Annotated in this window: 16 protein-coding genes and 5 tRNA genes; 12 read left to right on the forward strand and 9 right to left on the reverse strand. The window is 71.0% G+C overall.

The window, feature by feature from the left end; genetic code table 11:
* Window positions 1-292: 292 nt before the first annotated feature.
* A complete protein-coding gene (locus tag ACFYQ6_RS20460; RefSeq protein ID WP_361579310.1) occupies window positions 293-1,390 on the reverse strand; it encodes a Glu/Leu/Phe/Val dehydrogenase dimerization domain-containing protein in 1,098 nt (365 codons plus the stop codon).
* A 176-nt stretch (window positions 1,391-1,566) separates the two neighbouring features.
* Here ACFYQ6_RS20460 and ACFYQ6_RS20465 point away from each other — a divergent pair, with 176 nt between their 5' ends.
* Window positions 1,567-2,412: a hypothetical protein gene (locus ACFYQ6_RS20465; protein WP_388764130.1), complete on the forward strand. Its 846-nt coding sequence runs from the start codon at window positions 1,567-1,569 to the stop codon at window positions 2,410-2,412.
* 660 nt (window positions 2,413-3,072) lie between these two features.
* Window positions 3,073-3,279, forward strand: a complete 207-nt coding sequence (gene bldC, locus ACFYQ6_RS20470; protein WP_003949541.1) for a developmental transcriptional regulator BldC — start codon at window positions 3,073-3,075, stop codon at window positions 3,277-3,279.
* Window positions 3,280-3,835: 556 nt separating this feature from the next.
* On the opposite strand, the gene ACFYQ6_RS20475 is transcribed toward bldC, so the two are convergent.
* From ACFYQ6_RS20475 to hrpA, 3 genes are all read right to left on the reverse strand, one after another.
* Complete coding sequence (locus tag ACFYQ6_RS20475; RefSeq protein WP_388764132.1) at window positions 3,836-4,195, reverse strand: DUF6274 family protein; 360 nt, start codon at window positions 4,193-4,195, stop codon at window positions 3,836-3,838.
* Window positions 4,196-4,333: 138 nt separating this feature from the next.
* A tRNA-Asp gene (locus ACFYQ6_RS20480) sits at window positions 4,334-4,408 on the reverse strand.
* 117 nt (window positions 4,409-4,525) lie between these two features.
* Window positions 4,526-8,458 (reverse strand): ATP-dependent RNA helicase HrpA, encoded by a 3,933-nt coding sequence (gene hrpA / locus ACFYQ6_RS20485; protein ID WP_361579304.1) that lies wholly within the window; start codon window positions 8,456-8,458, stop codon window positions 4,526-4,528.
* A 272-nt stretch (window positions 8,459-8,730) separates the two neighbouring features.
* Between hrpA and ACFYQ6_RS20490 the strand changes: the two genes are divergently transcribed.
* Window positions 8,731-9,492, forward strand: coding sequence for a DsbA family protein (locus ACFYQ6_RS20490; RefSeq protein WP_388764134.1), 762 nt, complete (start codon window positions 8,731-8,733; stop codon window positions 9,490-9,492).
* Window positions 9,489-10,331 (forward strand): cytochrome c biogenesis CcdA family protein, encoded by an 843-nt coding sequence (locus ACFYQ6_RS20495; protein WP_361579300.1) that lies wholly within the window; start codon window positions 9,489-9,491, stop codon window positions 10,329-10,331. The genes ACFYQ6_RS20490 and ACFYQ6_RS20495 overlap by 4 nt, the downstream gene beginning before the upstream one ends.
* Window positions 10,332-10,381: 50 nt before the next feature.
* Here the strand turns inward: ACFYQ6_RS20495 and ACFYQ6_RS20500 are convergent.
* The 4 genes from ACFYQ6_RS20500 to ACFYQ6_RS20515 all read right to left on the reverse strand — a co-directional run bounded on the left by ACFYQ6_RS20500 (window position 10,382) and on the right by ACFYQ6_RS20515 (window position 12,465).
* Window positions 10,382-10,458: transfer RNA gene (locus tag ACFYQ6_RS20500), tRNA-Phe, on the reverse strand.
* A gap of 22 nt (window positions 10,459-10,480) precedes the next feature.
* Window positions 10,481-10,555: transfer RNA gene (locus ACFYQ6_RS20505), tRNA-Asp, on the reverse strand.
* A 39-nt stretch (window positions 10,556-10,594) separates the two neighbouring features.
* Window positions 10,595-10,667, reverse strand: a tRNA-Glu gene (locus tag ACFYQ6_RS20510).
* A 262-nt stretch (window positions 10,668-10,929) separates the two neighbouring features.
* Entirely contained in the window at window positions 10,930-12,465 is a 1,536-nt protein-coding gene (locus ACFYQ6_RS20515; protein WP_388764137.1) for a metallophosphoesterase, read from the reverse strand.
* Window positions 12,466-12,589: 124 nt separating this feature from the next.
* Between ACFYQ6_RS20515 and ACFYQ6_RS20520 the strand changes: the two genes are divergently transcribed.
* The 8 genes from ACFYQ6_RS20520 to ACFYQ6_RS20555 all read left to right on the forward strand — a co-directional run bounded on the left by ACFYQ6_RS20520 (window position 12,590) and on the right by ACFYQ6_RS20555 (window position 22,251).
* On the forward strand, window positions 12,590-12,943 hold the full coding sequence (locus tag ACFYQ6_RS20520; protein WP_015578045.1) for a metallopeptidase family protein: 354 nt from the start codon (window positions 12,590-12,592) through the stop codon (window positions 12,941-12,943).
* Window positions 12,940-13,437: a fluoride efflux transporter CrcB gene (gene crcB / locus ACFYQ6_RS20525; RefSeq protein ID WP_388764139.1), complete on the forward strand. Its 498-nt coding sequence runs from the start codon at window positions 12,940-12,942 to the stop codon at window positions 13,435-13,437. Before ACFYQ6_RS20520 ends, crcB begins: the two co-directional genes overlap by 4 nt.
* Window positions 13,434-13,808, forward strand: coding sequence for a CrcB family protein (locus ACFYQ6_RS20530; protein ID WP_361579294.1), 375 nt, complete (start codon window positions 13,434-13,436; stop codon window positions 13,806-13,808). The genes crcB and ACFYQ6_RS20530 overlap by 4 nt, the downstream gene beginning before the upstream one ends.
* 127 nt (window positions 13,809-13,935) lie before the next feature.
* On the forward strand, window positions 13,936-14,499 hold the full coding sequence (locus tag ACFYQ6_RS20535; RefSeq protein ID WP_361579292.1) for a hypothetical protein: 564 nt from the start codon (window positions 13,936-13,938) through the stop codon (window positions 14,497-14,499).
* Between the two features lie 210 nt (window positions 14,500-14,709).
* Window positions 14,710-16,932, forward strand: a complete 2,223-nt coding sequence (locus tag ACFYQ6_RS20540) for a DEAD/DEAH box helicase (protein WP_388764142.1) — start codon at window positions 14,710-14,712, stop codon at window positions 16,930-16,932.
* Between the two features lie 306 nt (window positions 16,933-17,238).
* Entirely contained in the window at window positions 17,239-20,343 is a 3,105-nt protein-coding gene (locus tag ACFYQ6_RS20545) for an FG-GAP-like repeat-containing protein (RefSeq protein ID WP_388764144.1), read from the forward strand.
* Between the two features lie 185 nt (window positions 20,344-20,528).
* Window positions 20,529-22,085 (forward strand): amino acid permease, encoded by a 1,557-nt coding sequence (locus ACFYQ6_RS20550; protein ID WP_388764146.1) that lies wholly within the window; start codon window positions 20,529-20,531, stop codon window positions 22,083-22,085.
* A 92-nt stretch (window positions 22,086-22,177) separates the two neighbouring features.
* Window positions 22,178-22,251, forward strand: a tRNA-Lys gene (locus ACFYQ6_RS20555).
* Window positions 22,252-22,652: 401 nt separating this feature from the next.
* Here the strand turns inward: ACFYQ6_RS20555 and ACFYQ6_RS20560 are convergent.
* Window positions 22,653-22,979: an SCO4225 family membrane protein gene (locus ACFYQ6_RS20560; RefSeq protein WP_388764148.1), complete on the reverse strand. Its 327-nt coding sequence runs from the start codon at window positions 22,977-22,979 to the stop codon at window positions 22,653-22,655.
* Window positions 22,980-23,219 lie beyond the last annotated feature (240 nt).

Here is a 23,219-nt window from a genome sequence, read left to right on the forward strand (position 1 = left end):
CGGACTCTCGGCTGAGAGACCGCGCCCGTGGCTTTAACGGTACCTGCTTCCTCGGCCATACGGTACGCCGCCCGCATCACGCGCCTCCGTGCAGGACCGCAGAGGAGCCCGTCCTCGCTGGTCAAGCCCGATTTTAACCTCTTGTGGACGGCCGACCCGCCGACCGGAGTGAGTCTTGTCTCCCCCGGTCGGCGGGTTGGCCCCACAGGTACGGCTCCCGGCCGTCACCGGGCCGGTCGCACCGTCGGGCCCCACCCGGTCCTGTGACGGAGTCCCGACGCCGCGTCACGCGTCAGGGCCGACGCGCTTCGGCCATCCGCTGTTCGGCGATGCGGTCGGCCGCCGCGGCGGGCGGAATTCCATCCGCCTTCGCACGTGCGAATATGGCCAGCGTGGTGTCGAAGATCTTCGCCGCCTTCGCCTTGCACCGGTCGAAGTCGAAACCCGCGAGCTCATCGGCGACCTGGATCACGCCACCGGCGTTCACCACGTAGTCGGGCGCGTACAGGACCGAGCGGTCGGCAAGGTCCTTCTCCACACCCGGGTGCGCGAGCTGGTTGTTGGCCGCGCCGCACACCACCTTCGCGGTGAGCACGGCGACGCTCTCGTCGTTCAGCGCGCCGCCGAGTGCGCACGGGGCGTAGATGTCCAGGCCCTCCGTGCGGATCAGCGCGTCCGTGTCGGCGGCGACGGCGACCTCGGGGTGCAGGTCGGTGATCCGGCGTACGGACTCCTCGCGCACGTCCGTCACCACGACCTCGGCGCCGTCGCTCAGCAGGTGCTCGACCAGGTGGCGGCCCACCTTGCCGACGCCCGCGACGCCGACCTTGCGCCCGCGCAGTGTGGGGTCGCCCCAGAGGTGCTGTGCGGAGGCCCGCATGCCCTGGAAGACACCGAACGCGGTCAGCACGGAGGAGTCACCCGCGCCGCCGTTCTCGGGGGAGCGGCCCGTCGTCCAGCGGCACTCCCGGGCGACGACGTCCATGTCGGCGACGTACGTGCCGACGTCACAGGCAGTCACGTAACGCCCGCCGAGCGAGGCGACGAACCGGCCGTAGGCGAGGAGGAGTTCCTCGGACTTGATCCGCTCCGGATCGCCGATGATGACGGCCTTGCCGCCGCCGTGGTCGAGGCCGGCCATGGCGTTCTTGTACGACATGCCGCGCGACAGGTTCAGTGCGTCCGCGACGGCCTCGGCCTCGGAGGCGTACGGGTAGAAGCGGGTGCCGCCGAGGGCCGGGCCCAGGGCGGTGGAGTGGATGGCGATGACGGCCTTGAGGCCGCTGGCGCGGTCCTGGCAGATCACGACCTGCTCGTGGCCGCCCTGATCCGAGTGGAACAAGGTGCGCAGGACGTCGACAGGGGCTGGCACGCCGGTCACATCGGTCACTGTGGTGACTCCCAAGTACGAAGCGGCGGATGACCCTCCTGAAGGTGGGGAGGGCCCCGGACCGACCGGCTCCGGCCGGTCCGACTGGGCAAGAGCGTAAGTCCTCGGGACACGTGGATCCGCCCACTGCCGGGGATCACCTCCCTGTGGCGTGGCGGCGTGACACGATCTGCCGCATGTCGGTGGTGTCTTCGGTGCTCGTTCCCTATACGTCCTACCTGCGGGTGTACGAGCCGCTGGCCGCCTTCAGGGAGCCCGAGCGGACTCACTGGACGCGCTACGCGCAGCGCTCCGAGCTCCCCACGGCGCAGGACGAGCTGCGGCGCTCGCTGGCCGACCTGGTTCCTACGCCGCCGGTGCCGGTGCCGGTCCACGAGAGCGACGACGCCTTCGTCGCCGTGCTCGACGGGGTGGTCTGCGTCTGTCCGTGGCGGACCCGGATGCGGAGCTGGCTGGCGCTGAGTGAACTGGGGGGTCTGTTTCCGGCCACGGTGCTGGACGCCGTGCTGCCTCCGGTGGTGCGCGGTCAGGCGGCCGCCGACCACGAGCGCTGGGCCGAGAGGAACCCGGACGCCCGCCCCTGGATCCGGACCACGGTGTGGCACGTGCCGGTTCGCTGGTTCGTCCTCTTCGACAACGAGGAGCGGGAGTACGCGGCGGGCGGCGCCGACGGCGGCGGGCCGATGCTGCGCTACCGGACCCCGATGGTGCAGGCCCGGCGCCGGCTGGCGAGGGCGCTGCGGACCCTGCGGGAGACCGTGGACGAAGGGCCGCTCACCGAGGGGCTCGTGGAGGTGGGGCGCTGGCTGGAGGAGTTCCATCCGCGCGCCCTGGTCGAGCTGGACTACGGCGGTCTGGTGCACGCGCTCAGCGGGGAGCAGCTCGCGGCGGACCGGTCGGCCGCCGATGTGGCCGAGGGCATCGCGGCGTTGCGTTCCGGGGACAGCGACGCTGCGGGTGCGGCGTACGGGCGTCTCGCCGACCGCTGGCGGGCCGTACGCGACCTGCAGTCGGCTAACTAGGCTGAAGCTGTGTGAAATGGCATGCACCGCCGCATAGAGGCGCTTTCGGCAGGGAAGGGACACCGTATGAGGTGTCCGACATCTGCGGGCGCCGAGGGAGTGCGGCGGAGGTGAACAGAGATGTCCCGAGGGGATCTGACGGCCCGTGAACCGACACCGGATGTGACGCGTGTGACAGGCGAGGCATGAAGTGACTCACGAGGCGCGGGACCTACGTCCCGAACCGGGCCTTTGCCTCAAGCGTGACGGACAGCACTAACGGGGCCCTTGCGCCCTTCCCTACTCCTCATGCCAAAATAGGACAAGGAGTCCGGGGAGGACTCTGTCCGTCCAACTTTGGGCGGAATGCTCAGCATTGCACGCTATGGGGGGTCTGACGACTTCTGGTGACTCCTGGTTGTCCTGTGACTGATCGTTACTGGGGCGTGACTGTCCGCTATGGCATGGTCCATCGGCTTCCGTCGCTGATGAACACCTGGGAGGGCAATTCCATCGGTTTGGCCGACGTGGCTGGACGGATGGTGTAGTTGTAGTGCCGAGGACAAGCCGTTCGTCCTATAACCGACTCGGCCCGCGTCCGCCATTTCGGGCAACGCGGGTCAAGGTGCAGAATTTAGAGGAAAGAACCGAGAAGGTTCGGTTCTCCCGAGGAGGCCGCTCATGACCGCTCGCACCCCTGATGCCGAGCCGCTGCTGACCCCGGCTGAGGTCGCCACGATGTTCCGCGTGGACCCGAAGACGGTCACCCGTTGGGCAAAGGCTGGCAAGCTCACGTCCATCCGCACGCTCGGTGGACATCGCCGGTACCGCGAGGCAGAGGTCCGCGCACTGCTTGCGGGTATTCCGCAGCAGCGCAGCGAGGCCTGACACACCCCTGTCGCCGCAGCCACAACAGGGCGCTGAAGGGTCCCCCAACCCCCGGTGTTCCTACTCATAGCTCCATACGACGGGCGCCTGCCCCAACGGGCGCCATACCTGTGACATGCGGGCTCGTCGTCGATCGCGCTGGACTCCGCCGGGTCCAGCGCGATTTTTTTGTGCTCCGTGAGGATGCTGTGCGCCCCGCGAAGTCGCCGGCGTGGCGCCGGGGGTGGCCGGGCGTCGGGGCGCCCGAACCGGGCCCGAAGGGTCCGAGGGCTGCCCGAACCTGCCGACGGGTCGGTTTGCGGAGACTTCGCGTGCGACCGTGGGCGAGCCTGTTCGGGCCTGTTCGCCCGGGTCCCTGGCGCCGTGGGCGGCTCGGGTGGAACGGTCCGGGATGTGCTGTGGAGAGAGTGCAATTGCACATATTAAATTCGTCAGTTGTAGGAAGTGCGTAAAGTACCCCCTGCCCAAAACTGATTCGGTGACTCCCGTCACACCGGCGGGGCCTTGCCAACTACGAGCCTGCCACTGTGCGAGGCGTGCCGGCTGCGGCACTTGGTCATGCGGCGGGAGGGCTTTCGTCCTTCGGCTGGTCCCTGAGGATGCCCACCGTGTGGTCCCTCGGCCGGTCCGTGGGCCCCTCTCCGGCCTCCGCCGAGGGGCGGAGCGGGCCGTGGGCCGCCTCGTGGTCCTCCCCGGAGGCGCCGGCGGCCGTCTCCGGGTCCGGTGGCGCGCCGTCCGTCGCGCGGGGCTCCCTCGGCGCGTACGGCGCCTGTGGGGCCGTCAGGGGCTCCATGGCGAGCCGCAGCAGGCGATAGCAGATCGGGCAGTTACGGGTGAGGTGGCGGTAGCCGGAGGCCGCTGCCAGGTGGGCGCGCAGGAGCGCGCGGGTCTCGTGCCTTTCCGTGGACGCAGACATGCGTGCCTCCCGGTGGACCCGGCCGCCCCGCGTCGGGAGAACAGGGGCGGACTCCGTCCTACGGAGTTACTCGCGGCGGGCTCCGGCGTCAAGACGCGTGAAAGCCCGGATCCAGGGGATCCGGGCTTTCGTCTACTGCGGTCCTGACGGGATTTGAACCCGCGGCCTCCACCTTGACAGGGTGGCGAGCACTCCAAACTGCTCCACAGGACCTTGCTTTCGCTGCCTGGCCTTGCGGCCTGCTGCGAAGCAAGACTGTACAGGAGGTCCGGCGGCCAGGTCGAACTCACTCTGCGTGCGGGTCCCGTCACGGCCCCGCGAGGGGCCGGTTCAGGGTGCGGCCGCGTCGATCGCCTTCACGATCCGCTTGTCCGAGACGGGCTGTGCGGTGCCCAGCGCGTGCGCGAAGTAGCTCACGCGGAGCTCCTCGATCATCCAGCGGATGTCCAGCACCTCCTGCGGCACGGGCCGCCCCTGCGGCAGCTGTTCGAGCAGCCAGGCGTACTCGTCCTGCATCTCGTGGACCTTCTCCATGCGCGTGGTGTCGCGCTGGACGTTGGTCGGCATCTGCTGGAGCCTGCGGTCCTCGGCGACCAGGTAGCGCATCAGGTCGGGCAGCCTGCGCAGCCCGGTCGAGGTGACGAAGCCGGGCGGCACGAGGCGGGCGAGGTGGTCGCGTACGTCCGTGACGTTGTTGATCAGGACCAGGCTGTTCGTGGCCTTCAGCCGGCGCTCACAGGCCTGCCAGGCGGCCAGGATCTGCTGCACCTGGCCCACCGTGCGGACCGTGAGGTCCACGAGCTCGGCGCGCACCTTGTCGTACAGCTTCCGGAACGACGCCTCGTCCCAGGCCGGGCCGCCGTGCGCGGCGATCAGCCGGTCGGCCGCCGCCGTCGCGCAGTCGTCGAACAGTGCCTGGACCGAGCCGTGCGGATTGCGGGACAGGGCCAGCTTCTGCTGGTTGGAGAGCTTGTCCGAGGCGAACTTCGCCGGGTTCACCGGGATGTTCAGCAGGATCAGCTTGCGGGTACCGCGCCACATCGCCTGCTGCTGCTCGGCCTCCGTGTCGAAGAGCCGTACGGCCACGCTCTCGCCCTGGTCGACGAGGGCGGGATAGGCCTTCACCGGCTGGCCCGCCCGCCGGGTCTCGAAGACGCGGTCGAGAGTGCCGATCGTCCAGTCGGTGAGGCCCGAGCGCTCCACAGACTCGCCCGAGGGCCCGGCGGTGGCCGCGGCGGCCTTGGAGAGTGCCTGGCGCGCCTTGGGGCGCAGCTGGATCTTCAGCGCCTCCAGGTCCTTGTCCTCCGCGACCTTGCGGCGCCGCTCGTCGGTGATCCGGAAGGTGATCTTCAGGTGGTCCGGGATCCGCGTCAGATCGAAGTCGTCGGCCGTGACCGGTACGCCGACCATCCGCTGGAGCTCACGCGCCAGCGTCTGCGGCAGGGGCTCCTGGAGCGGGACGGCCCGGTCGAGGAACTTGTCCGCGTAGTTCGGCGCGGGGACGTAGTGCCGGCGGATGGGCTTGGGCAGCGAGCGGATCAGCTCGGTGACCACCTCTTCGCGCAGGCCCGGGATCTGCCAGTCGAAGCCCTCGGACGTGACCTGGTTCAGGACCTGGAGCGGGATGTGGACGGTCACACCGTCGGCGTCCGCGCCCGGTTCGAACTGGTAGGTCACCCGGAACTTGAGCCGTCCCTGGCGCCAGGAGTCCGGGTAGTCGTCCTTGGTGACCGCCCCGGCCTTCTCGTTGATGAGCATCGAGCGCTCGAAGTCGAGCGCGTCGGGCTCGTCGCGCCGCTTGTGCTTCCACCAGGAGTCGAAGTGCGCGCCGGAGACGATGTGCTCGGGAATCCGTTGGTCGTAGAAGTCGAAGAGCGTCTCGTCGTCCACGAGGATGTCGCGGCGCCGGGCACGGTGCTCCAGCTCCTCGACCTCGCCCAGCAGTTTGCGATTGTCATGGAAGAACTGGTGATGTGTGCGCCAGTCCCCCTCGACCAGGGCGTTCCGGATGAACAGATCGCGGGACGCTTCCTGGTCGATACGGCCGAAATTGACCTTGCGCTGGGCGATGATGGGCACTCCGTAGAGCGTCACCCGCTCGTACGCCATCACCGCCGCCTGGTCCTTCTCCCAGTGCGGCTCGCTGTAGGTGCGCTTCAGCAGATGCTGGGCGAGGGGCTCGATCCACTCCGGCTCGACCTTCGCGTTGACGCGCGCCCAGAGCCGGGACGTCTCGACCAGCTCGGCCGACATCACGAACCGGGGCTGCTTCTTGAACAGCGCGGAACCCGGGAAGATCGCGAACTTGGCGCTGCGGGCGCCCAGGTACTCGTTCTTCTCGGTGTCCTTCAGCCCGATGTGCGAGAGGAGGCCGGCCAGCAGCGAGGTGTGCACCGCCTGTTCCGGGATGCCGGCGTCAGCCTTGGGCTCCTCGACGGTGATGCCCATCTGCTTGGCGACCGTACGCAGCTGCGCGTAGATGTCCTGCCACTCGCGGATCCGCAGGAAGTTGAGGTACTCCTGCTTGCACATCCGGCGGAAGCTGGAGGAGCCGCGCTCCTTCTGCTGCTCGCGGATGTAGTTCCAGAGGTTCAGGAACGCCAGGAAGTCCGACGTCTCGTCCTTGAAGCGGGCGTGGTTCTGGTCCGCCTGGGTCTGCTTCTCCGAGGGGCGCTCGCGCGGGTCCTGGATGGAGAGCGCCGCCGCGATGACCATGACCTCGCGGGCACAGCCGTTCTTGTCGGCCTCGAGGACCATGCGGGCCAGCCGCGGGTCCACGGGCAGCTGGGAGAGCTTGCGGCCGAGCGGGGTCAGCCGCTTCTTCGGATCCTTCTCCGCCGGATCCAGCGCGCCGAGCTCCTGGAGCAGCTGGACGCCGTCGCGGATGTTGCGGTGGTCCGGCGGGTCGATGAAGGGGAACTTCTCGATGTCGCCGAGGCCGGCCGCGGTCATCTGGAGGATGACGGAGGCGAGGTTGGTCCGCAGGATCTCGGGATCGGTGAACTCCGGGCGGGTGAGGAAGTCGTCCTCGGAGTACAGCCGGATGCAGATGCCGTCCGACGTACGGCCGCAGCGGCCCTTGCGCTGGTTGGCGCTGGCCTGGGAGATGCGTTCGATCGGCAGCCGCTGGACCTTGGTGCGATGGCTGTAGCGGGAGATGCGTGCGTTGCCCGGATCGATCACGTACTTGATGCCGGGGACGGTCAGCGAGGTCTCCGCGACGTTCGTCGCCAGCACGATCCGGCGCCCCGTGTGGCGCTGGAACACGCGGTGCTGTTCGGCGTGCGAGAGGCGCGCGTAGAGGGGGAGCACCTCGGTGTGCCTGAGGTTGCGCTTGCTCAGGGCGTCCGCCGTGTCGCGGATCTCCCGTTCCCCCGAGAGGAAGACCAGCACGTCGCCCGGGGCCTCACCCGACAGCTCGTCCACCGCGTCGCAGATCGCCGTGATCTGGTCCCGGTCGGAGTCGTCCGAATCATCCTCGAGCAGGGGCCGATAGCGGACCTCGACCGGATACGTCCTGCCGCTGACCTCCACGATCGGCGCCTCGCCGAAGTGCCTGGCGAAGCGCTCCGGGTCGATGGTCGCCGAGGTGATGACGACCTTCAGGTCCGGGCGCTTGGGCAGCAGCCGGGCCAGATAGCCCAGCAGGAAGTCGATGTTCAGCGACCGTTCGTGCGCCTCGTCGATGATGATCGTGTCGTACGCGAGGAGCTCGCGGTCCGTCTGGATCTCGGCCAGCAGGATGCCGTCCGTCATCAGTTTGACGAAGGTCGCGTCCGGATTCACCTGGTCGGTGAAGCGCACCTTCCAGCCGACGGCCTCGCCGAGCGGGGTCTTCAGCTCGTCCGCGACCCGCTCGGCGACCGTGCGCGCGGCGATCCGGCGCGGCTGGGTGTGCCCGATCATGCCCCGGACCCCGCGCCCCAGCTCCATGCAGATCTTGGGGATCTGGGTGGTCTTGCCCGAGCCGGTCTCGCCCGCGACGATCACGACCTGGTGGTCGCGTATCGCCTCCAGGATCTCGTCCTTCTTCTGGCTGACCGGAAGCTGCTCCGGGTACGACAGTGCGGGCATCCGCGCGGCACGGCCGGCGAGCCGCTCGGACGCCTTTCCGGCCTCGGCGGAGATCTCGTCCAGCACGGACTGGCGGGCCTCGGGCTTACGGATGCGGCGGGCACCCTCGAGTCGACGGCCGAGCCGGTGTGCGTCGCGGAGCGAGAGCTGCCCGAGCTGGGACTGGAGATCGGCGAAGGAAGTAGACATACGGACCCCAGGATCTCACCCGGGCGCGAGGAGTGGCGAACGTATTTCACCCGGCCCCGTCACTTCTTCCGGCTCCCTGCCGGAGGCCGGTCACCGAACGGGTCGGCGGGGTCACAGCACGTACTATTCCGGGCAGCTGATCACCCGTTCCCCACGCAAGGCGGTCCCATGCACCGGGGCATACCCGACACCGCCGAGCGCTCCGTGCCGAGGGCGCAGGCGGACCACACGCCTCTCCCCGCCCGTCCCCACGCATTCGCACGGAGCGCCGCATGCCCGCACCCACCCGTTCCTCGTCCTCCGCGAAGAAGCCGGTCCTCATCGGCCTGGCGGTCGTGACCGCCGCCGGGATCCTCGGCTACGTCTCCTACCGGGCGACGGCCCCCGAAAGCCCGGCCTCCGGGACCCCTGTCACCGCCGCCACCGCCGGTCCGGACTCCGACCTCTACCGGGAGCTGGCGGAGCTCGCCCGGCGCGACGCGGACGACAAGCTGGCCCAGGGGCGCACCGACGCCCCCGTCGTCCTCATCGAGTACGCCGACTTCCAGTGCGGCTACTGCGGGAAGTTCGCGAGGGAGACCGAGCCCGAACTGATCAGGAGGTACGTCGACGACGGCACCCTGCGCATCGAATGGCGCAACTTCCCGATCTTCGGCGAGGGGTCCGAAGCAGCCGCGCGCGCCTCCTGGGCGGCCGGTCAGCAGGACCGCTTCTGGGCCTTCCACCGGGCCGCCTACGCCGAGGGCGCCAAGGAGAAGGGCTTCGGCAAGGCCCGGCTGAGGGCGCTCGCGCAGCAGGCAGGCGTGAAGGACCTCGACCGCTTCGCGCGGGACACCGACAGCACTGCGGCGGCGAACGCGGTCGGCGAGGACCGCGAGCAGGCGTACGGCATCGGTGCCGGCTCCACCCCGTCCTTCCTCGTCAACGGCCGCCCCCTCGCCGGTGCCCAGCCGACGGCCGTCTTCACCCAGGCCATCGAGGCGGCGGCCGCGGAGGCCGCGAACGTCGGAAGCGCCGGGGACCCCGCGAAGTGACCCCGGACATCGGCTACTTCGCCGCACTGCTCGGCGGTCTGCTCACCCTGGTCAGTCCGTGCAGCGCCCTGCTGCTCCCCGCCTTCTTCGCGTACTCGGTCGACTCCGCCTCACGGCTGCTGGCACGTACGGGCATCTTCTACGCGGGTCTCGCCACCACCCTCGTGCCGCTCGGTGCCGCGGGCTCGTACGCCGGGCGGCTCTTCCACGGTCACCGGGACGCACTCGTCCTCGGCGCGGGCCGGCTGATCATCGCTCTCGGCCTCGCGCAGATCCTCGGCCTCGGCTTCGCCTCCCGCCGGCTCGCGGCCGTCGGCGGCCGGATCCGTCCCACGACCGCGCTCTCCGTGTACGCCCTCGGAGCGGTCTACGGACTGGCGGGCTTCTGCGCGGGCCCGATTCTCGGCAGCGTCCTCACGGTCGCGGCCGTCAGCGGCAGCCCCGTCTACGGAGGGCTGCTGCTCGCCGCCTACGCGCTGGGCATGGCGGTGCCGCTGTTCGTGCTCGCCCTGCTCTGGGAACGCTTCGACCTCGGCCACCGGGCCTGGCTGCGCGGGCGGCCGTTGCGCGTGGGCCGCTTCGCACTGCACAGCACCTCGCTGCTGTCCGGCCTCTTCTTCATCGGCCTCGGGGCGCTCTTCCTCGTCCACGACGGGACGGCCGGACTGCCCGGACTTCTCGACGTGGACGACTCGTTCGCGGCCGAGCAGTGGGCCCAGCGGCTGGGGGAGCGTGTGCCGGACGCGGCGGCGCTGGCGGCCGTGGTGCTCGTGACGCTGCCGGTGCTGGTCCTGAAGGCGGTGCGGCGGCGCCGGCACGGACGGGAGGAAGCGGGGTGAGCGGTCGCCCGGAACGGCGAAGGCCCCGTCCGGTGGACGGGGCCTTCGGGTGGTGGCTGGGGCCGGGATCGAACCGGCGACCTATCGCTTTTCAGGCGATCGCTCGTACCAACTGAGCTACCCAGCCACGCAGCTCATACGGGCTGCAGCGGTCCTGACGGGATTTGAACCCGCGGCCTCCACCTTGACAGGGTGGCGAGCACTCCAAACTGCTCCACAGGACCAAGCTAATGTGCGAGACAAGTCTCGCACACGGTAAAGCGTGCCCCCAACGGGATTCGAACCCGTGCTACCGCCTTGAAAGGGCGGCGTCCTGGGCCACTAGACGATGAGGGCTAAGGGCCCACCTGCGCGCTTTCCAGCGCGTCGGGGACGTGAGAAGCATATGGGATGCGGGGAGGTATCGCCAAAACGGTTTGGGCCTCGTTCGGATCAGGCCGGGCTCGCGTGCCCTGGCACCGCACTCCCCCGGACTCCGTCCGGGGGTACCCCCACGCGGCGTTGTCGTCGGCGACGCTCCGCGTCGACTCCCTCCTCCGCCTTGCGATGCACGGCACCAGGCCCCGCTCCCTGATCCGCCTGATCCGAGCGAGAGGCCCTACGGGGAGGTCGTCGAGACGCTCGGGGAGGGGGACGTGCTCTTCAGGTTCTCCTCCGGGAGATGGCGGCTGACCTCGGCCGTCGTGAGGCCGAGGCCGCCGAGGGTGATCTCGTCCCAGGCCTGGAGATGTCGGGTGGTGCGGTCCAGGTAGAGCACGGACGCCCGCACCTTCTCGGGCTTCTCGTTCTGCACCGCGCGCAGTCCGCCACCGCCTGTGGAGCCCTCGACCTTCAGTCGCGTACCCAGCGGCATCAGTTCGTTGACCCGGTGGTGCACATGGCCGGCCAGGACGAGCGGAACCGTTCCGTCGGTCTCCCGGGCCGCGTTCGGGTCGTGCGCCACCGCGATGTCCACGGGCGTGCCCGCCCGCTTCTGGTCGCGCAGCGCGGAGGCGAGGCGCATGCCCGCGAACTGCTCGGACGCCTTGCCGCCGGTCGGGCGTGAGCGGTCGGGCGTGAACTGGGGGTCCCCGGTGCCGGCGATCCGCAGCCCGGCCACGTCGACCGCGCCGCCCTCGTCGAGTACGTGGGCGTTCCTGGTCTTCTCCAGGTAGGCCTGGGTCTCCTTGGAGTCGTGGTTGCCCCGCACCCACACATAGGGCGCGCCCAGATCGCTCACGGGGTCCAGGAACCCGTTCTCCGCGGCCGTGCCGTGGTCCATGGTGTCGCCGGAGTCGATGATCACGTCGATCTCGTACTGCTCGACGAGCGAGCCGATGATGTGCCAGGCGGCCGGGTTGAGATGGATGTCGGAGACGTGCAGGACCCGGATGGTCGCCGGGTCCGGCTGGTAGACGGGGAGCGTGGACGTGGCGTCGTACAGCTTGGTGACGTTGGTGACGAGGCGGGCCAGTTCCTGCTGGTAGACGTCGAACTCCGTGACGATCGAACGGGCGTCGCCCACGACCGAGGGGGCGCTGGAGAGCAGGCCCGAGAACTTCGGCTCCAGGACGGACTTCGGGTTCCAGGTGGCGTACGCGCTGATCCCCGAGGCCGCCAGCAGCGCCAGCGCGAGCCCCCCGGCGGCCAGGGCGCGGCGCGGCCGGCGGTAGACGACCAGGCCGAGGGCCGTGGCTCCCGAGACGACGGCCACGCAGGAGCGGACGGCCAGCTCGCGGGTGCCGGAGGCGACGTCGCCGGTGACCTCGTCCTGGAGTCCGGAGAGGCGTTCGGGGTGCTTGACCAGGGCCTGCGAGCGCTCCGGGTCCAGCTGGTCGACGTCCACGTCGAGGCGGACCGGCGCGTGGTGGGAGTCCAGTTCCAGGGCGCCGAGCGGTGACACGTTGATCTTGGTGCCGCCGCTCACCGAGGGGCGCAGGGTCATGGTGGTGTCCATGGGGCCCACGGGGGTCCGCACGCTTCCGACGACCAGCAGCCCGAGCCACGCACCCAGGACGACCACGGCCAGCAGGCCGAACGCGCGCTTCCAGGGGTGCGCTGCGGGAACGAGTCCGCCGGCCGGTGCGGCGGAGCGTGAGCGGGAACGGCGGAGGCGGCGGAATCGGACGGCTGCTGCGTGGAACGGGCGTGCCATTGGGCGCGTATGCCCCGTCCGGACGGCAGGCATGCGGCCGGGGCGGCGGAGGTGGGCCGGGCGGGTGGCCGCAGGGGCGGGTGCGGCCCGCCCGTCCGAGGCGTACGTGCGTGACAATGGCGGAGTGCTGGAGATGACGCGCGAGGAGTTCGAAGAGCTGGTGAGCCTGGCTCTTGACCGTGTCCCGCCTGAGCTGATGCGGCTGATGGACAACGTCGCGGTGTTCGTGGAGGAGGAACCGGAGGACCCGGAGGACCGGGAGCTCCTCGGCCTCTACGAAGGCACGCCGCTCACCGAGCGCGGTGAGTGGTACGCCGGGGTGCTCCCGGACCGGATCACCATCTACCGCGGCCCGACGCTTCGGATGTGCGAGACCCGGGAGGACGTGGTCGCCGAGACGGAGATCACCGTGGTCCACGAGATCGCCCACCACTTCGGCATCGACGACGAGCGGCTGCACGAGCTGGGGTACGGGTGAGCGACCGGAGCCGTCCGGCGGAGCGGCCGGACGCCGGGCCGGAAGACGGCCCGTCCGTATCCGGGCAGCGGGCCGGGCAGCGCGGCGGCGGCAGGTGGCGGGTCCTGGCGGTGATCGCCGCGGGCGGGGCGGCGGGGGCCACGGCGCGCTACGCGGCGTCGCTGGCCTGGCCGGCCGCCGAGGGGGAGTTCCCGTGGGCGGTGTTCGCCGTCAACGTGGTGGGCTGCGCCCTCATCGGCGTGCTGATGGTGCTGACCGTCGAGCGTGGGGTCGTCACCCGTCCGCTGGTGCGGCCCTTTCTCGGGGTCGGGGTGCTCGGCGGGTTCACCACCTTCTCGACGTACGCCGCCGACGTGTCGCACCTGCTGGTGCGTCAGGAGGTGGCGACGGCCGTGGCGTACATGGCGGGGACGGCCGTGGCGGCTCTCTGCGCGGTCTGGGCGGCGGCCGCGATGACCCGGGCAGTGGCGAACCGTGCCGGGAGGGCCGGGTGAACTGGCTGCTGGTCGTCCTCGGCGGCGCGGCGGGGGCCCCGTTGCGCTATCTGACCGACCGCGCCGTCCAGGCGCGGCACGGGGCGGGGCTGCCGTACGTCTTCCCCTGGGGGACCTTCACCGTGAACGCGGCGGGCAGTCTGCTGCTCGGGCTGCTGACGGGAGCCACGGTGTCCACACCTGTGTACGCCCTGCTGGGTACCGGCCTCTGCGGGGCTCTGACGACGTACTCCACGTTCTCGTACGAGACGCTCCGGCTGGCCGAGGCGGGGCGGGGCTTCCTGGCGGGTGCCAATGTGCTGGCTTCGCTGCTGGTGGGGCTGGGGGCGGTGTTCCTGGGGGCCGAACTCGCGGGCGGTTCCGGGGCCTGAGAGGGGCGAGCCGACGGGGGCCGCGGGTGTGCGGGTGTTGTGTCCGGGCGTGTCCCCGGCGGGGGCGCGGGAGTTGAACACATCGCTCCCCCTCCCGCCGTCCCTCTCCGTCCCGGAGGTGCACCCCGTGCGCCAGTTGTCCGTACGCGTCCGCTGGGCAGCCGTCACCGCCCTGACGATCGCCGCGTCCACAGGCTGTATGAGCGTCGGCGGCGACGCCGGGAAGCCGGCTCCCTCCCGCCCGGCGGGTGAGAAGGGGGTCTCGGCCGAACGCCCCGGCGGCGAGACGGTGTCCGGCACCGGCCGTTCCGGCGGCTCCGGCAGCCGGGGTGCCGAGGCGCAGTCCGACCGGGGCGCGTCCCGCGGCCCCGGCTCCAAGGCCTCGGGAGCCGCGCCGTCGGCCGGCTCCGGCACGGCCCGTCCGCAGCCCGTGGGTCCGGGCACCCCGGAGCCGACGCCGGGCGGCCATCTCCCGACCCCGGAACCCAGCGCCCCGGGCCCCGGCGAGCCTCCGCCCCCGGAGGCCAGCCCGGAGCCGCCGCCGCCCTCGCCCGAACCCGAGCCCTCGGTGCCGCCGGAGCAGCCCTCGGCTTCGCCGGCCGCGCAGTTCCGTACGGACGCCATGGGCGCGCCGGGGCGGGTGGAGGTGTGGCCCACCCCGAGGGCATCGCCGCAGGTCGCGCCGGTGTGAGGGCGGTCTCGGCCGACCCGGTTTGCGCAAAGTGGGGGAGGGTGCGTATGGTAGTAGATCGTTTGATCCCATTGCCCGGCGCCGACACAGAAGAGCGCCGTGTGGCGCGTACTCTCCCTTGCCGTGGCTGGACCGCATTGAGGCGGTCGAAATTGCGAAAACACGGAGTTACGGGCGCGTGCCGAGACTCCGGAAGGTTTCGCATTTCGCATGTCAATTTCCAGTTCTGACCGCACCGTCATGCCCGAGAACGTCGAGAACGACGTCGAGAACAACGTGGCTGTCGAGGCCGCCGAGGCCGTCGTCGCCCAGGCCCCCGCCTCCGCCGAGGCCACCGTCACCGTCGCCGACGTGATCGAGGACGCGGTCGCCGAGGACGTGAAGGACGCCGAGCCCGGCATCACCTTCGCCGACCTCGGTCTGCCCGAGGGCATCGTCCGCAAGCTCGCCCAGAACGGCGTGACGGCGCCCTTCCCGATCCAGGCCGCGACCATCCCGGACGCCCTGGCCGGCAAGGACATCCTGGGCCGTGGCCGCACCGGCTCCGGCAAGACGCTCTCCTTCGGCCTGCCGACCCTGGCCGCGCTGGCCGGCGGTCACACCGAGAAGAAGAAGCCCCGCGCGATCATCCTCACGCCGACCCGTGAGCTCGCGATGCAGGTCGCGGACGCGCTGCAGCCCTACGGCGACGTGCTCGGCCTGAAGATGAAGGTCGTCTGCGGCGGTACGTCCATGGGCAACCAGATCTACGCGCTGGAGCGCGGTGTCGACGTCCTCGTCGCCACCCCGGGCCGGCTGCGCGACATCATCAACCGTGGCGCCTGCTCCCTGGAGAACGTCCAGGTCGCGGTCCTCGACGAGGCCGACCAGATGTCGGACCTGGGCTTCCTGCCCGAGGTCACCGAGCTGCTCGACCAGATCCCCGGTGGCGGCCAGCGCATGCTCTTCTCCGCCACGATGGAGAACGAGATCGGCACGCTCGTCAAGCGCTACCTGAGCAACCCGGTCACCCACGAGGTCGACAGCGCCCAGGGCAACGTCTCGACCATGTCGCACCACGTCCTCGTCGTGAAGCCGAAGGACAAGGCGCCGGTCACGGCCGCGATCGCCGCCCGCAAGGGCCGCACGATCATCTTCGTCCGCACCCAGCTGGGCGCCGACCGCATCGCCGAGCAGCTCATCGAGTCCGGCGTGAAGGCCGACGCGCTGCACGGCGGCATGACGCAGGGTGCCCGTACCCGCGTCCTGGAAGACTTCAAGAAGGGCTACGTCAACGCCCTGGTCGCCACCGACGTCGCCGCCCGCGGCATCCACGTCGACGGCATCGACCTCGTGCTGAACGTGGACCCGGCCGGCGACCACAAGGACTACCTGCACCGCTCGGGCCGCACCGCCCGCGCCGGTAAGTCCGGTGTCGTCGTCTCGCTGGCGCTCCCGCACCAGCGTCGTCAGATCTTCCGCCTCATGGAGGACGCGGGCGTCGACGCCTCGCGCCACATCGTGCAGGGCGCGGGCGTCTTCGAGCCCGAGGTCGCCGAGATCACGGGTGCCCGTTCGCTGACCGAGGTGCAGGCCGACTCCGCGAACAACGCGGCCAAGCAGGCCGAGCGCGAGGCCGCCGACCTCACCAAGCAGCTGGAGCGCGTGCAGCGTCGCGCCGTCGAGCTGCGCGAGGAGGCCGACCGCCTGGTCGCCCGTGCCGCCCGCGAGCGGGGCGAGGACCCGGAGGCGGCGGTGGCCGAGGTCGCCGCCGAGGCCGAGGCCGCGCTCGTCGCAGCCGCGTCCGTCCCCGAGCAGCCGGCCGCGCGCGACGACCGTCGCGACGACCGGGGCAACTTCAACCGCCGTGACGACCGCCGCGACGACCGCGGGGGCTACCGCGGTGGCAACGACCGTGTCGGCGAGCGCAGTGGCCGTCCGTCCGGTGGCACCGGCTACCGCGGCAGCAACGACCGGCCGTCCTTCCGTGGGAGCAACGACCGTCCCTCCGGCGGCTTCCGCTCCGGCGGCGACCGCCGTGACGACCGTCGTGACGACCGTGGTGGCCGTTCCTTCGAGCGTCGTGACAACGACCGCCCGGCGTTCAACCGCGACCGTCGTGACGACCGCCCCTCGGGTGGGTTCCGCTCCGGTGGGGGTGACCGTCGTGACGACCGTGGTGGCCGTTCCTTCGAGCGTCGTGACAACGACCGCCCGGCGTTCAACCGCGACCGTCGTGACGACCGCCCCTCCGGTGGTTTCCGCTCCGGTGGCAGCGACCGCCCCTTCAACCGCGACCGTCGTGACGACCGCCCCTCGGGCGGCTTCCGCTCCGGTGGCGGCGACCGTCCGCACGGCCGCCGTGACGACCACCGTGGTGGCACCGGCACGGGTACCGGTACCGGCACCTTCGGCCGCCGTGACGACAAGCCGCGCTGGAAGCGCAACGGCTGACCGTCGCTGACCGACTGACGCGGGGCCCGTACAGCACTCTCAGGTGCTGTACGGGCCCCGCTGCCGTTGTGAGGGCCTGCCGGGTCGTGGAGGCCCGCTGCCTCGAACGGGTTCGAAACGCATCTCCGTTCCTGTGCGCGGGCTGTTAGGATCCGTCCACTCGCGTGGGGGGTACGTGCCGGGGGGCAGGTACGGGCGGCCAAGTGCGCCCGACAGCGGTCCAGTTCCGATGACAGCCGTTCTTCGATGACAGCCGTTCGCCGGTCCTCCATGCCTGTGTACTCATCAGCCAGGGGAGGAACCCGAGTGGCCAACCGTGCCCTCAGATCCGGCGTCGTCGCCGCGTCGCTCGTGCTGTCCGTCACCGCGGGACTCGCGCCCTCGGCCGTCGCCGCGCCGCAGGCCGCTCCCGCCGCCGCACCGGCCGCGACCGCCGCGGCGGCCGACCCCGTGGTCGTGCCCGCCGCGCTGAGCAGTTCCGTACAGCCCTTCACTCTCGTCTCCACGGGCGGCGCCCGGGAGGCGGACGCCGTGGGTGAGCAGGGTGTCTTCAGCCGTGTACCCGGCTCGTCCGCCTACCGCTGGACGCGTTTCTCCGACGGCGCCCACCTCTCCGCGGCGCCGACGGGCAGCGGCACCGTCACCCGGATGTACGGGACCGGGACCGACACGATCGCCTATCTGCGGGCGAACGAGGTCGAGCTGCGCGACATGGTGGCGGGCACCACGACGTTCGTGACCATCCCCGAGGGGCTCACCTTCTCCGGTGTGTACGGGCACACGGTCGTCGCCGTGAAGCTGGTGACCGTGGAGTCCGGCGGGACGACCAGCACGGGGGCGCCCGAGGCACACCTCCTCGACGTACGGGAGGACGGGACGACCCGGGACCGTACGGTCGGAGGGCTTCCCGAGGGCGCCAAGTACTGGCTGTCGCAGGCCGCCGCGGCGGGTGACGAGAACGGCATCCTGCTGCGCTACGTCCACGAAGGCGTCGGCCGGATGGCGCTGGTCGACGTGGAGACCGGCCAGATGTCCGCGAGTTCGGCCCACATCCGGGGAGCCGCGCCCGGATACCTCCTGACGCCCCGGCACGTGGTCTGGTACTCCTACGGCGCCGACTCGACGATCAGCGTGGTCCCCCGGTCGGACCTGGGGGCCACCCCGAGGGTGCTGACGGCACCTGCGCCCACCGAGCGCAACGGGTACCACCTCGCCGTCGTCGGCGACTGGCTGCTGCACAACAAGGGCGGGAGCGCCCTCATGGCCACCCCGCTCGACGGCGGCCCCGCCCTCCGGCTGCTCGGGACGGCCAGGACGGACATCGCGGCGGCCCAGGACGGTTCCGCCGTGGTCGTCGGCGGAGCCACCGGTTACGCCTCGGACAGGACCTGGGGGGCGTACCGCGTCGTGGAGGGGCCGGACGGCGTGCCGCAGCTCACCCGCGTGGTCGACCTGGCCGCCCTGCCCGTGGACCTGGAGGGGATTGGGCTGTCGTCGGGCAAGCTGACCGTCGCGTCCAGCCGCGGCTCGGTCCGTGAGGGGACGGAGAGGGAGCTGGCGGTCCAGGGGACCCCGTCCTACGGGCCCGCGTCCGACTCGTTCATCTCCTTCTCGACCGACTGCGGTCCGGAGGACCCGGACTGCCACGCGATCCACGGCACACCCTGGGGAGCCCCCGTGGTCCTCAACCGGCAGCCGTCCGGAGGCGGGGACGAGATACGCGTATCCGGCTGGGGTTCCGTCCGCACCGGCCTGTCCGGAGGCACGATCACGGACACCGACGGCTCCTGGACCGTCTACACGCACGCCGCTTCCGGGCAGCAGATCGTCTACCGGGGCTCCGACCGGGAGAAGGTACTGACCCGGGCTCCCGTGGCCTCCGCCGTGTGGGCCGGCACACTCTGGAGCGCCGGGACCACGCCGGGCACGGTCACCTCGTACGACCTGGCCGCGCGCAGGACCACGGCGACGGTGTCCCTCGGCACGGACTGCGTGCCGGACGAACTCCAGGCGCTGGGCCGCTGGCTGTACTGGTCGTGCGCCGGTTCCGGCCGGGCCGGGGTGCTCGACCGTACGACGGGGAAGTCGCAGACCGTGCCCGTCGGCGAGGCGCTGCTGGGGGACGGATACCTCGTACGCCACGACAAGGCCGCCGGGAAGCTGGTGCTGACCGACCTGGTGTCCTCGGCGGCGACGGGATCCTCGGTGAGCCGTGTGGTGGCGGACCTGCCCGCGACCGCGAGCCCGCAACGCCGGGTGGACTGGACGGTGGACAAGTACGGCGGGCACCTCGCCTACGCGGACGCCGGCCAGCAGGTGCACGTCGTGCCCACCGGGGTGCCGACCCAGCCCCTGTCGGCCGGCGCGGAGTCCTGGGCCGACCAGCACTGGACGTACCAGGCCACCCTCTCCAAGCCCGCCGCCTCCTGGAAGGCCGTCTTCACGGACCTGCGGACGAAGAAGGTGGTCCGCACGGTCACGGGAGGCGAGGTGCGGGGACAGCTCTACGCGGACTGGGACGCACGCACCGACGGCGGCACACTCGCCGTCAACGGCCCTTACGGCTGGAAGCTGACCGTGCAGCCGGCCGACGGCCACGGCGCGGCACTCGTCCGGAGCGGGGAGGTCGCCCTGATCCGGGGTGCCGCCGCCTGGCGTGACTTCGGCCGGGACGGGCTCGGGGACCTGTTCGTCGCCGTGGACGAGGGCTCGGTCGGGCAGCGCCCGGGGAAGCTGCCCGGCACGGTCGGGCCGCTCACCGGCTGGTGGGGTCAGGAGGACACGGCCGCGAAGCGGATCCTGCCGACCGGAGACCTCACCGGGGACGGGTGCAACGACTACCTGGCCGCGAAGAACGACGGCACGCTGCTCCGGCTGGACGGCACCTGCGGCGAGGGCCACGGCTTCCCCACGGAGTACGTGAAGATCGGCACCGGCTGGAAGGCGTACGACATGTTCGCGCCGGGGGACATCAACGGTGACGGGGTCGCGGACCTGCTCGCGCGCCAGCAGTCCACCGGCTACCTCTTCCTGTACCCGGGCGACGGCAAGGGCAGGCTGAAGGCCCGCACGCAGATCGGCACCGGCTGGAAGGGGCTCACGGTCGTGGGCGCGGGAGACCTCACGGGCGACGGCGCAGGGGACCTGCTGGTCCGCGACGGCGCAGGGGTCCTGTGGCGCTACGCCGGGACGGGCAAGGGCAGGCTCGCGGCCAAGGTGCGGATCGGCACGGGCTGGCAGCAGTACAACGCGCTCGCCGCGGTCGGTGACATCACGGGCGACGGGAAGAACGACCTGCTCGCACGCGACAAGGCCGGGGTGCTCTGGCGCTACAACGGCACGGGCACGGGCACGTTCGCCGCACGGTCCAGGATGGGGCCGGGCTGGCAGAAGTACCCCGCGCTGTTCTAGGCGCACGAGCGGGGTCTCCCGCGGGGTTCCCGGTGGGCCTCCCGCGGGTTCCTGGTGGGGACCTCCCGCGGGGCCCTCGCCGGGTTCCCGGTGGGCCCCACAGGGCCTCTCGCGGGCGCTCCGGCGGGGTAACGGGTGGAGGGCGGGGCGCATGTGATGCCTCCGGCGAGGGCATCGCTGGGGGCATGACAAACGACGAAGCCGCCGTGGCGGTGCCACCACCCGACGCTCCCGCGGGCGAACCCGCTCCCCCGTCCGACGAGGAGCGGCTTGCCGAACTCGGCTACACCCAGGTGCTCGCGCGCCGGATGTCCGCCTTCTCCAACTACGCCGTCTCGTTCACGATCATCTCGGTGCTCTCCGGCTGCCTGACCCTGTACCTGTTCGGGATGAACACGGGCGGTCCTGCCGTCATCACCTGGGGCTGGGTCGGCGTCGGGCTGATGACGCTGTTCGTCGGCCTGGCCATGGCCGAGATCTGTTCGGCGTATCCCACGTCCGCCGGTCTGTACTTCTGGGCGCACCGGCTGGCCCCGCGGCGCTCGGCCGCGGCGTGGGCCTGGTTCGCCGGCTGGTTCAACGTGCTCGGCCAGGTCGCCGTCACCGCGGGCATCGACTTCGGGGCGGCCTCCTTCCTCGGGGCCTATCTGAACCTCCAGTTCGGCTTCGAGGTGACACCCGGCCGCACGATCCTGCTCTTCGCGGCGATCCTGGTCCTGCACGGCCTGCTGAACACCTTCGGCGTCGGCATCGTCGCCGTCCTCAACAACGTCAGCGTGTGGTGGCACGTGGTCGGGGTCGCCGTCATCGTGGGCGCGCTGACCTTCGTACCGGACTCGCACCAGTCGGCGTCGTACGTCTTCACCGAGTTCGTGAACAACACCGGTTGGGGCAGCGGGTTCTACGTCGTGATGATCGGCCTGCTGATGGCGCAGTACACCTTCACCGGCTACGACGCCTCCGCCCATATGACCGAGGAGACCCACGACGCGGCCGTGGCGGGCCCGCGCGGCATCGTGCAGTCCATCTGGACGTCCTGGATCGCCGGGTTCGTGCTCCTGCTGGGCTTCACCTTCGCCATCCAGTCGTACGAGGGCGCCCTGAACTCCCCGACCGGCGCCCCGCCCGCCCAGATCCTCCTGGACGCGCTCGGCGCCACGAGCGGCAAACTCCTGCTGCTCGTTGTGATCGGCGCCCAGCTCTTCTGCGGCATGGCCTCCGTGACCGCCAACAGCCGCATGATCTACGCCTTCTCGCGCGACGGGGCGCTGCCCTTCTCCCGCGTCTGGCACACGGTCAGCCCCCGCACCCGCACCCCCGTCGCCGCGGTCTGGCTGGCCGCACTCGGCGCCCTGGCCCTCGGCCTCCCGTATCTGATCAACGTCACGGCGTACGCGGCGGTGACCTCCATCGCGGTCATCGGCCTCTACATCGCCTACGTCATCCCGACCCTGCTCCGCCTCCTGCGCGGCGACGACTTCGTCCGGGGCCCCTGGCACCTGGGCCGCTGGTCCCGGCCCATCGGGATCGTCGCGGTGTCCTGGGTCGCGGTGATCACGGTGCTGTTCATGCTGCCCCAGGTGTCCCCGGTCACCTGGGAGAGCTTCAACTACGCACCCCTGGCCGTCCTGGTGGTCCTCGGCTTCGCCGCCGTCTGGTGGCTGGTCTCGGCCCGCCACTGGTTCCTCAAGCCGTCCGCGGCCGATCACAAGCGCACGATCGCGGACGAATCCACGGACTGACCGGCCCCGTCTCCGGCCACGACAGGGCCCGGCACCGATACCCGATCGGCTGCCGGGCCCGGGGCGGCTATGCTCGGGGGGTGATCGATCCGGGGCCGTTAGCTCAATTGGTCAGAGCAGCGGACTTTTAATCCGTTGGTTGTGGGTTCGAGTCCCACACGGCCTACCGACAGCGGGGGAGGGGAAACCCTCCGACCTGCTACTGAGCGCCCCCGACCGGCTTCGGCCGGTCGGGGGCGCTCAGTCGTACCCGGACGGGATCGTGAGCGGGTGCCTCCGGCGCCGGCCGCCCGTGCCCCCGGCGCCGCCGTGAGTGGTTCCGGTCAGCCGATCGCGCGCAGTGCCAGTCGCACCATGGTCATGACGCCTCGCCCGATCCAGCCGAGCAGCCCCAGTTCCGCAGCCAGTTCCGCGCCCTCCACGGCCGTTTCCGCCCGATCCGACGACGTGGAACGGCACCGGGAACAGGAGCGGGGCCAACGGCGCTTCCGCGTGCCGCACTTCTTGCACTTCGTCATAGCCTCAGGTTCCGTCCGCGCGGGGGTCGTGTCCGTCGATGATGCGTGCTCAGGCGCCGGCGGCGGCGGTGCGCCGTGAGGTCCGGCCGAGAGCCCAGCGGTACGCGGCACCGAGGGCCAGGGCGTGGACAACGGCCCCGACGGCGACACCGGCGAACGGCAGTACACCGGGAAGGGCCGAGAACAGCAGCGAGGTCGGGGCGGTCACGGCGAACAGCCAGACCCCGGCGAAGCTGCTGTCCGCCTGCTCGACGAGGAGCGTGTCCAGTCCGACCCATACGCCGACGGCGGCCACGACGGCCAGGTAGCCGAGGGCGACGGGGTTCGTCAGGTAGCGGCGAAGGGACTGGGGCAGGGTGCGCGACGGGGCGGTCATCTCTGACTCCGATGTGAGGAAGCCGTGTTGCTCGGTGTATGACCCACCATGCCGTCGGGGCGCGGCTGCGGCATGAGTACTCATACCCATGTTCGTACAGTGACGGCCGACTCGGCTCCGAGGACGGTGCTCAGGGGGGGGTGCTGCCGGGCTCGCGACGCCGCTCGGATCACCTTCGCCGTTCAGCCGGCGTCTCCCTGTGGCGTACCCGCACATCCCGCGCACAATGAGAAGTGGGTC

Origin of the sequence: Streptomyces sp. NPDC005494, assembly GCF_042872025.1 — a bacterium.
Taxonomy (GTDB): domain Bacteria; phylum Actinomycetota; class Actinomycetes; order Streptomycetales; family Streptomycetaceae; genus Streptomyces.

Bases quoted from the DNA above. Each gene is read 5' to 3' on its own strand.
- ACFYQ6_RS20490 (WP_388764134.1), top strand. From the start codon at position 8,731: ATGCCCGCACCCACCCGTTCCTCGTCCTCCGCGAAGAAGCCGGTCCTC.
- ACFYQ6_RS20540 (WP_388764142.1), top strand. From the start codon at position 14,710: ATGTCAATTTCCAGTTCTGACCGCACCGTCATGCCCGAGAACGTCGAG.
- ACFYQ6_RS20560 (WP_388764148.1), bottom strand. From the start codon at position 22,979: ATGACCGCCCCGTCGCGCACCCTGCCCCAGTCCCTTCGCCGCTACCTG.
- ACFYQ6_RS20465 (WP_388764130.1), top strand. From the start codon at position 1,567: ATGTCGGTGGTGTCTTCGGTGCTCGTTCCCTATACGTCCTACCTGCGG.
- ACFYQ6_RS20475 (WP_388764132.1), bottom strand. From the start codon at position 4,195: ATGTCTGCGTCCACGGAAAGGCACGAGACCCGCGCGCTCCTGCGCGCC.
- hrpA (WP_361579304.1), bottom strand. From the start codon at position 8,458: ATGTCTACTTCCTTCGCCGATCTCCAGTCCCAGCTCGGGCAGCTCTCG.
- ACFYQ6_RS20515 (WP_388764137.1), bottom strand. From the start codon at position 12,465: ATGGCACGCCCGTTCCACGCAGCAGCCGTCCGATTCCGCCGCCTCCGC.
- bldC (WP_003949541.1), top strand. From the start codon at position 3,073: ATGACCGCTCGCACCCCTGATGCCGAGCCGCTGCTGACCCCGGCTGAG.
- ACFYQ6_RS20550 (WP_388764146.1), top strand. From the start codon at position 20,529: ATGACAAACGACGAAGCCGCCGTGGCGGTGCCACCACCCGACGCTCCC.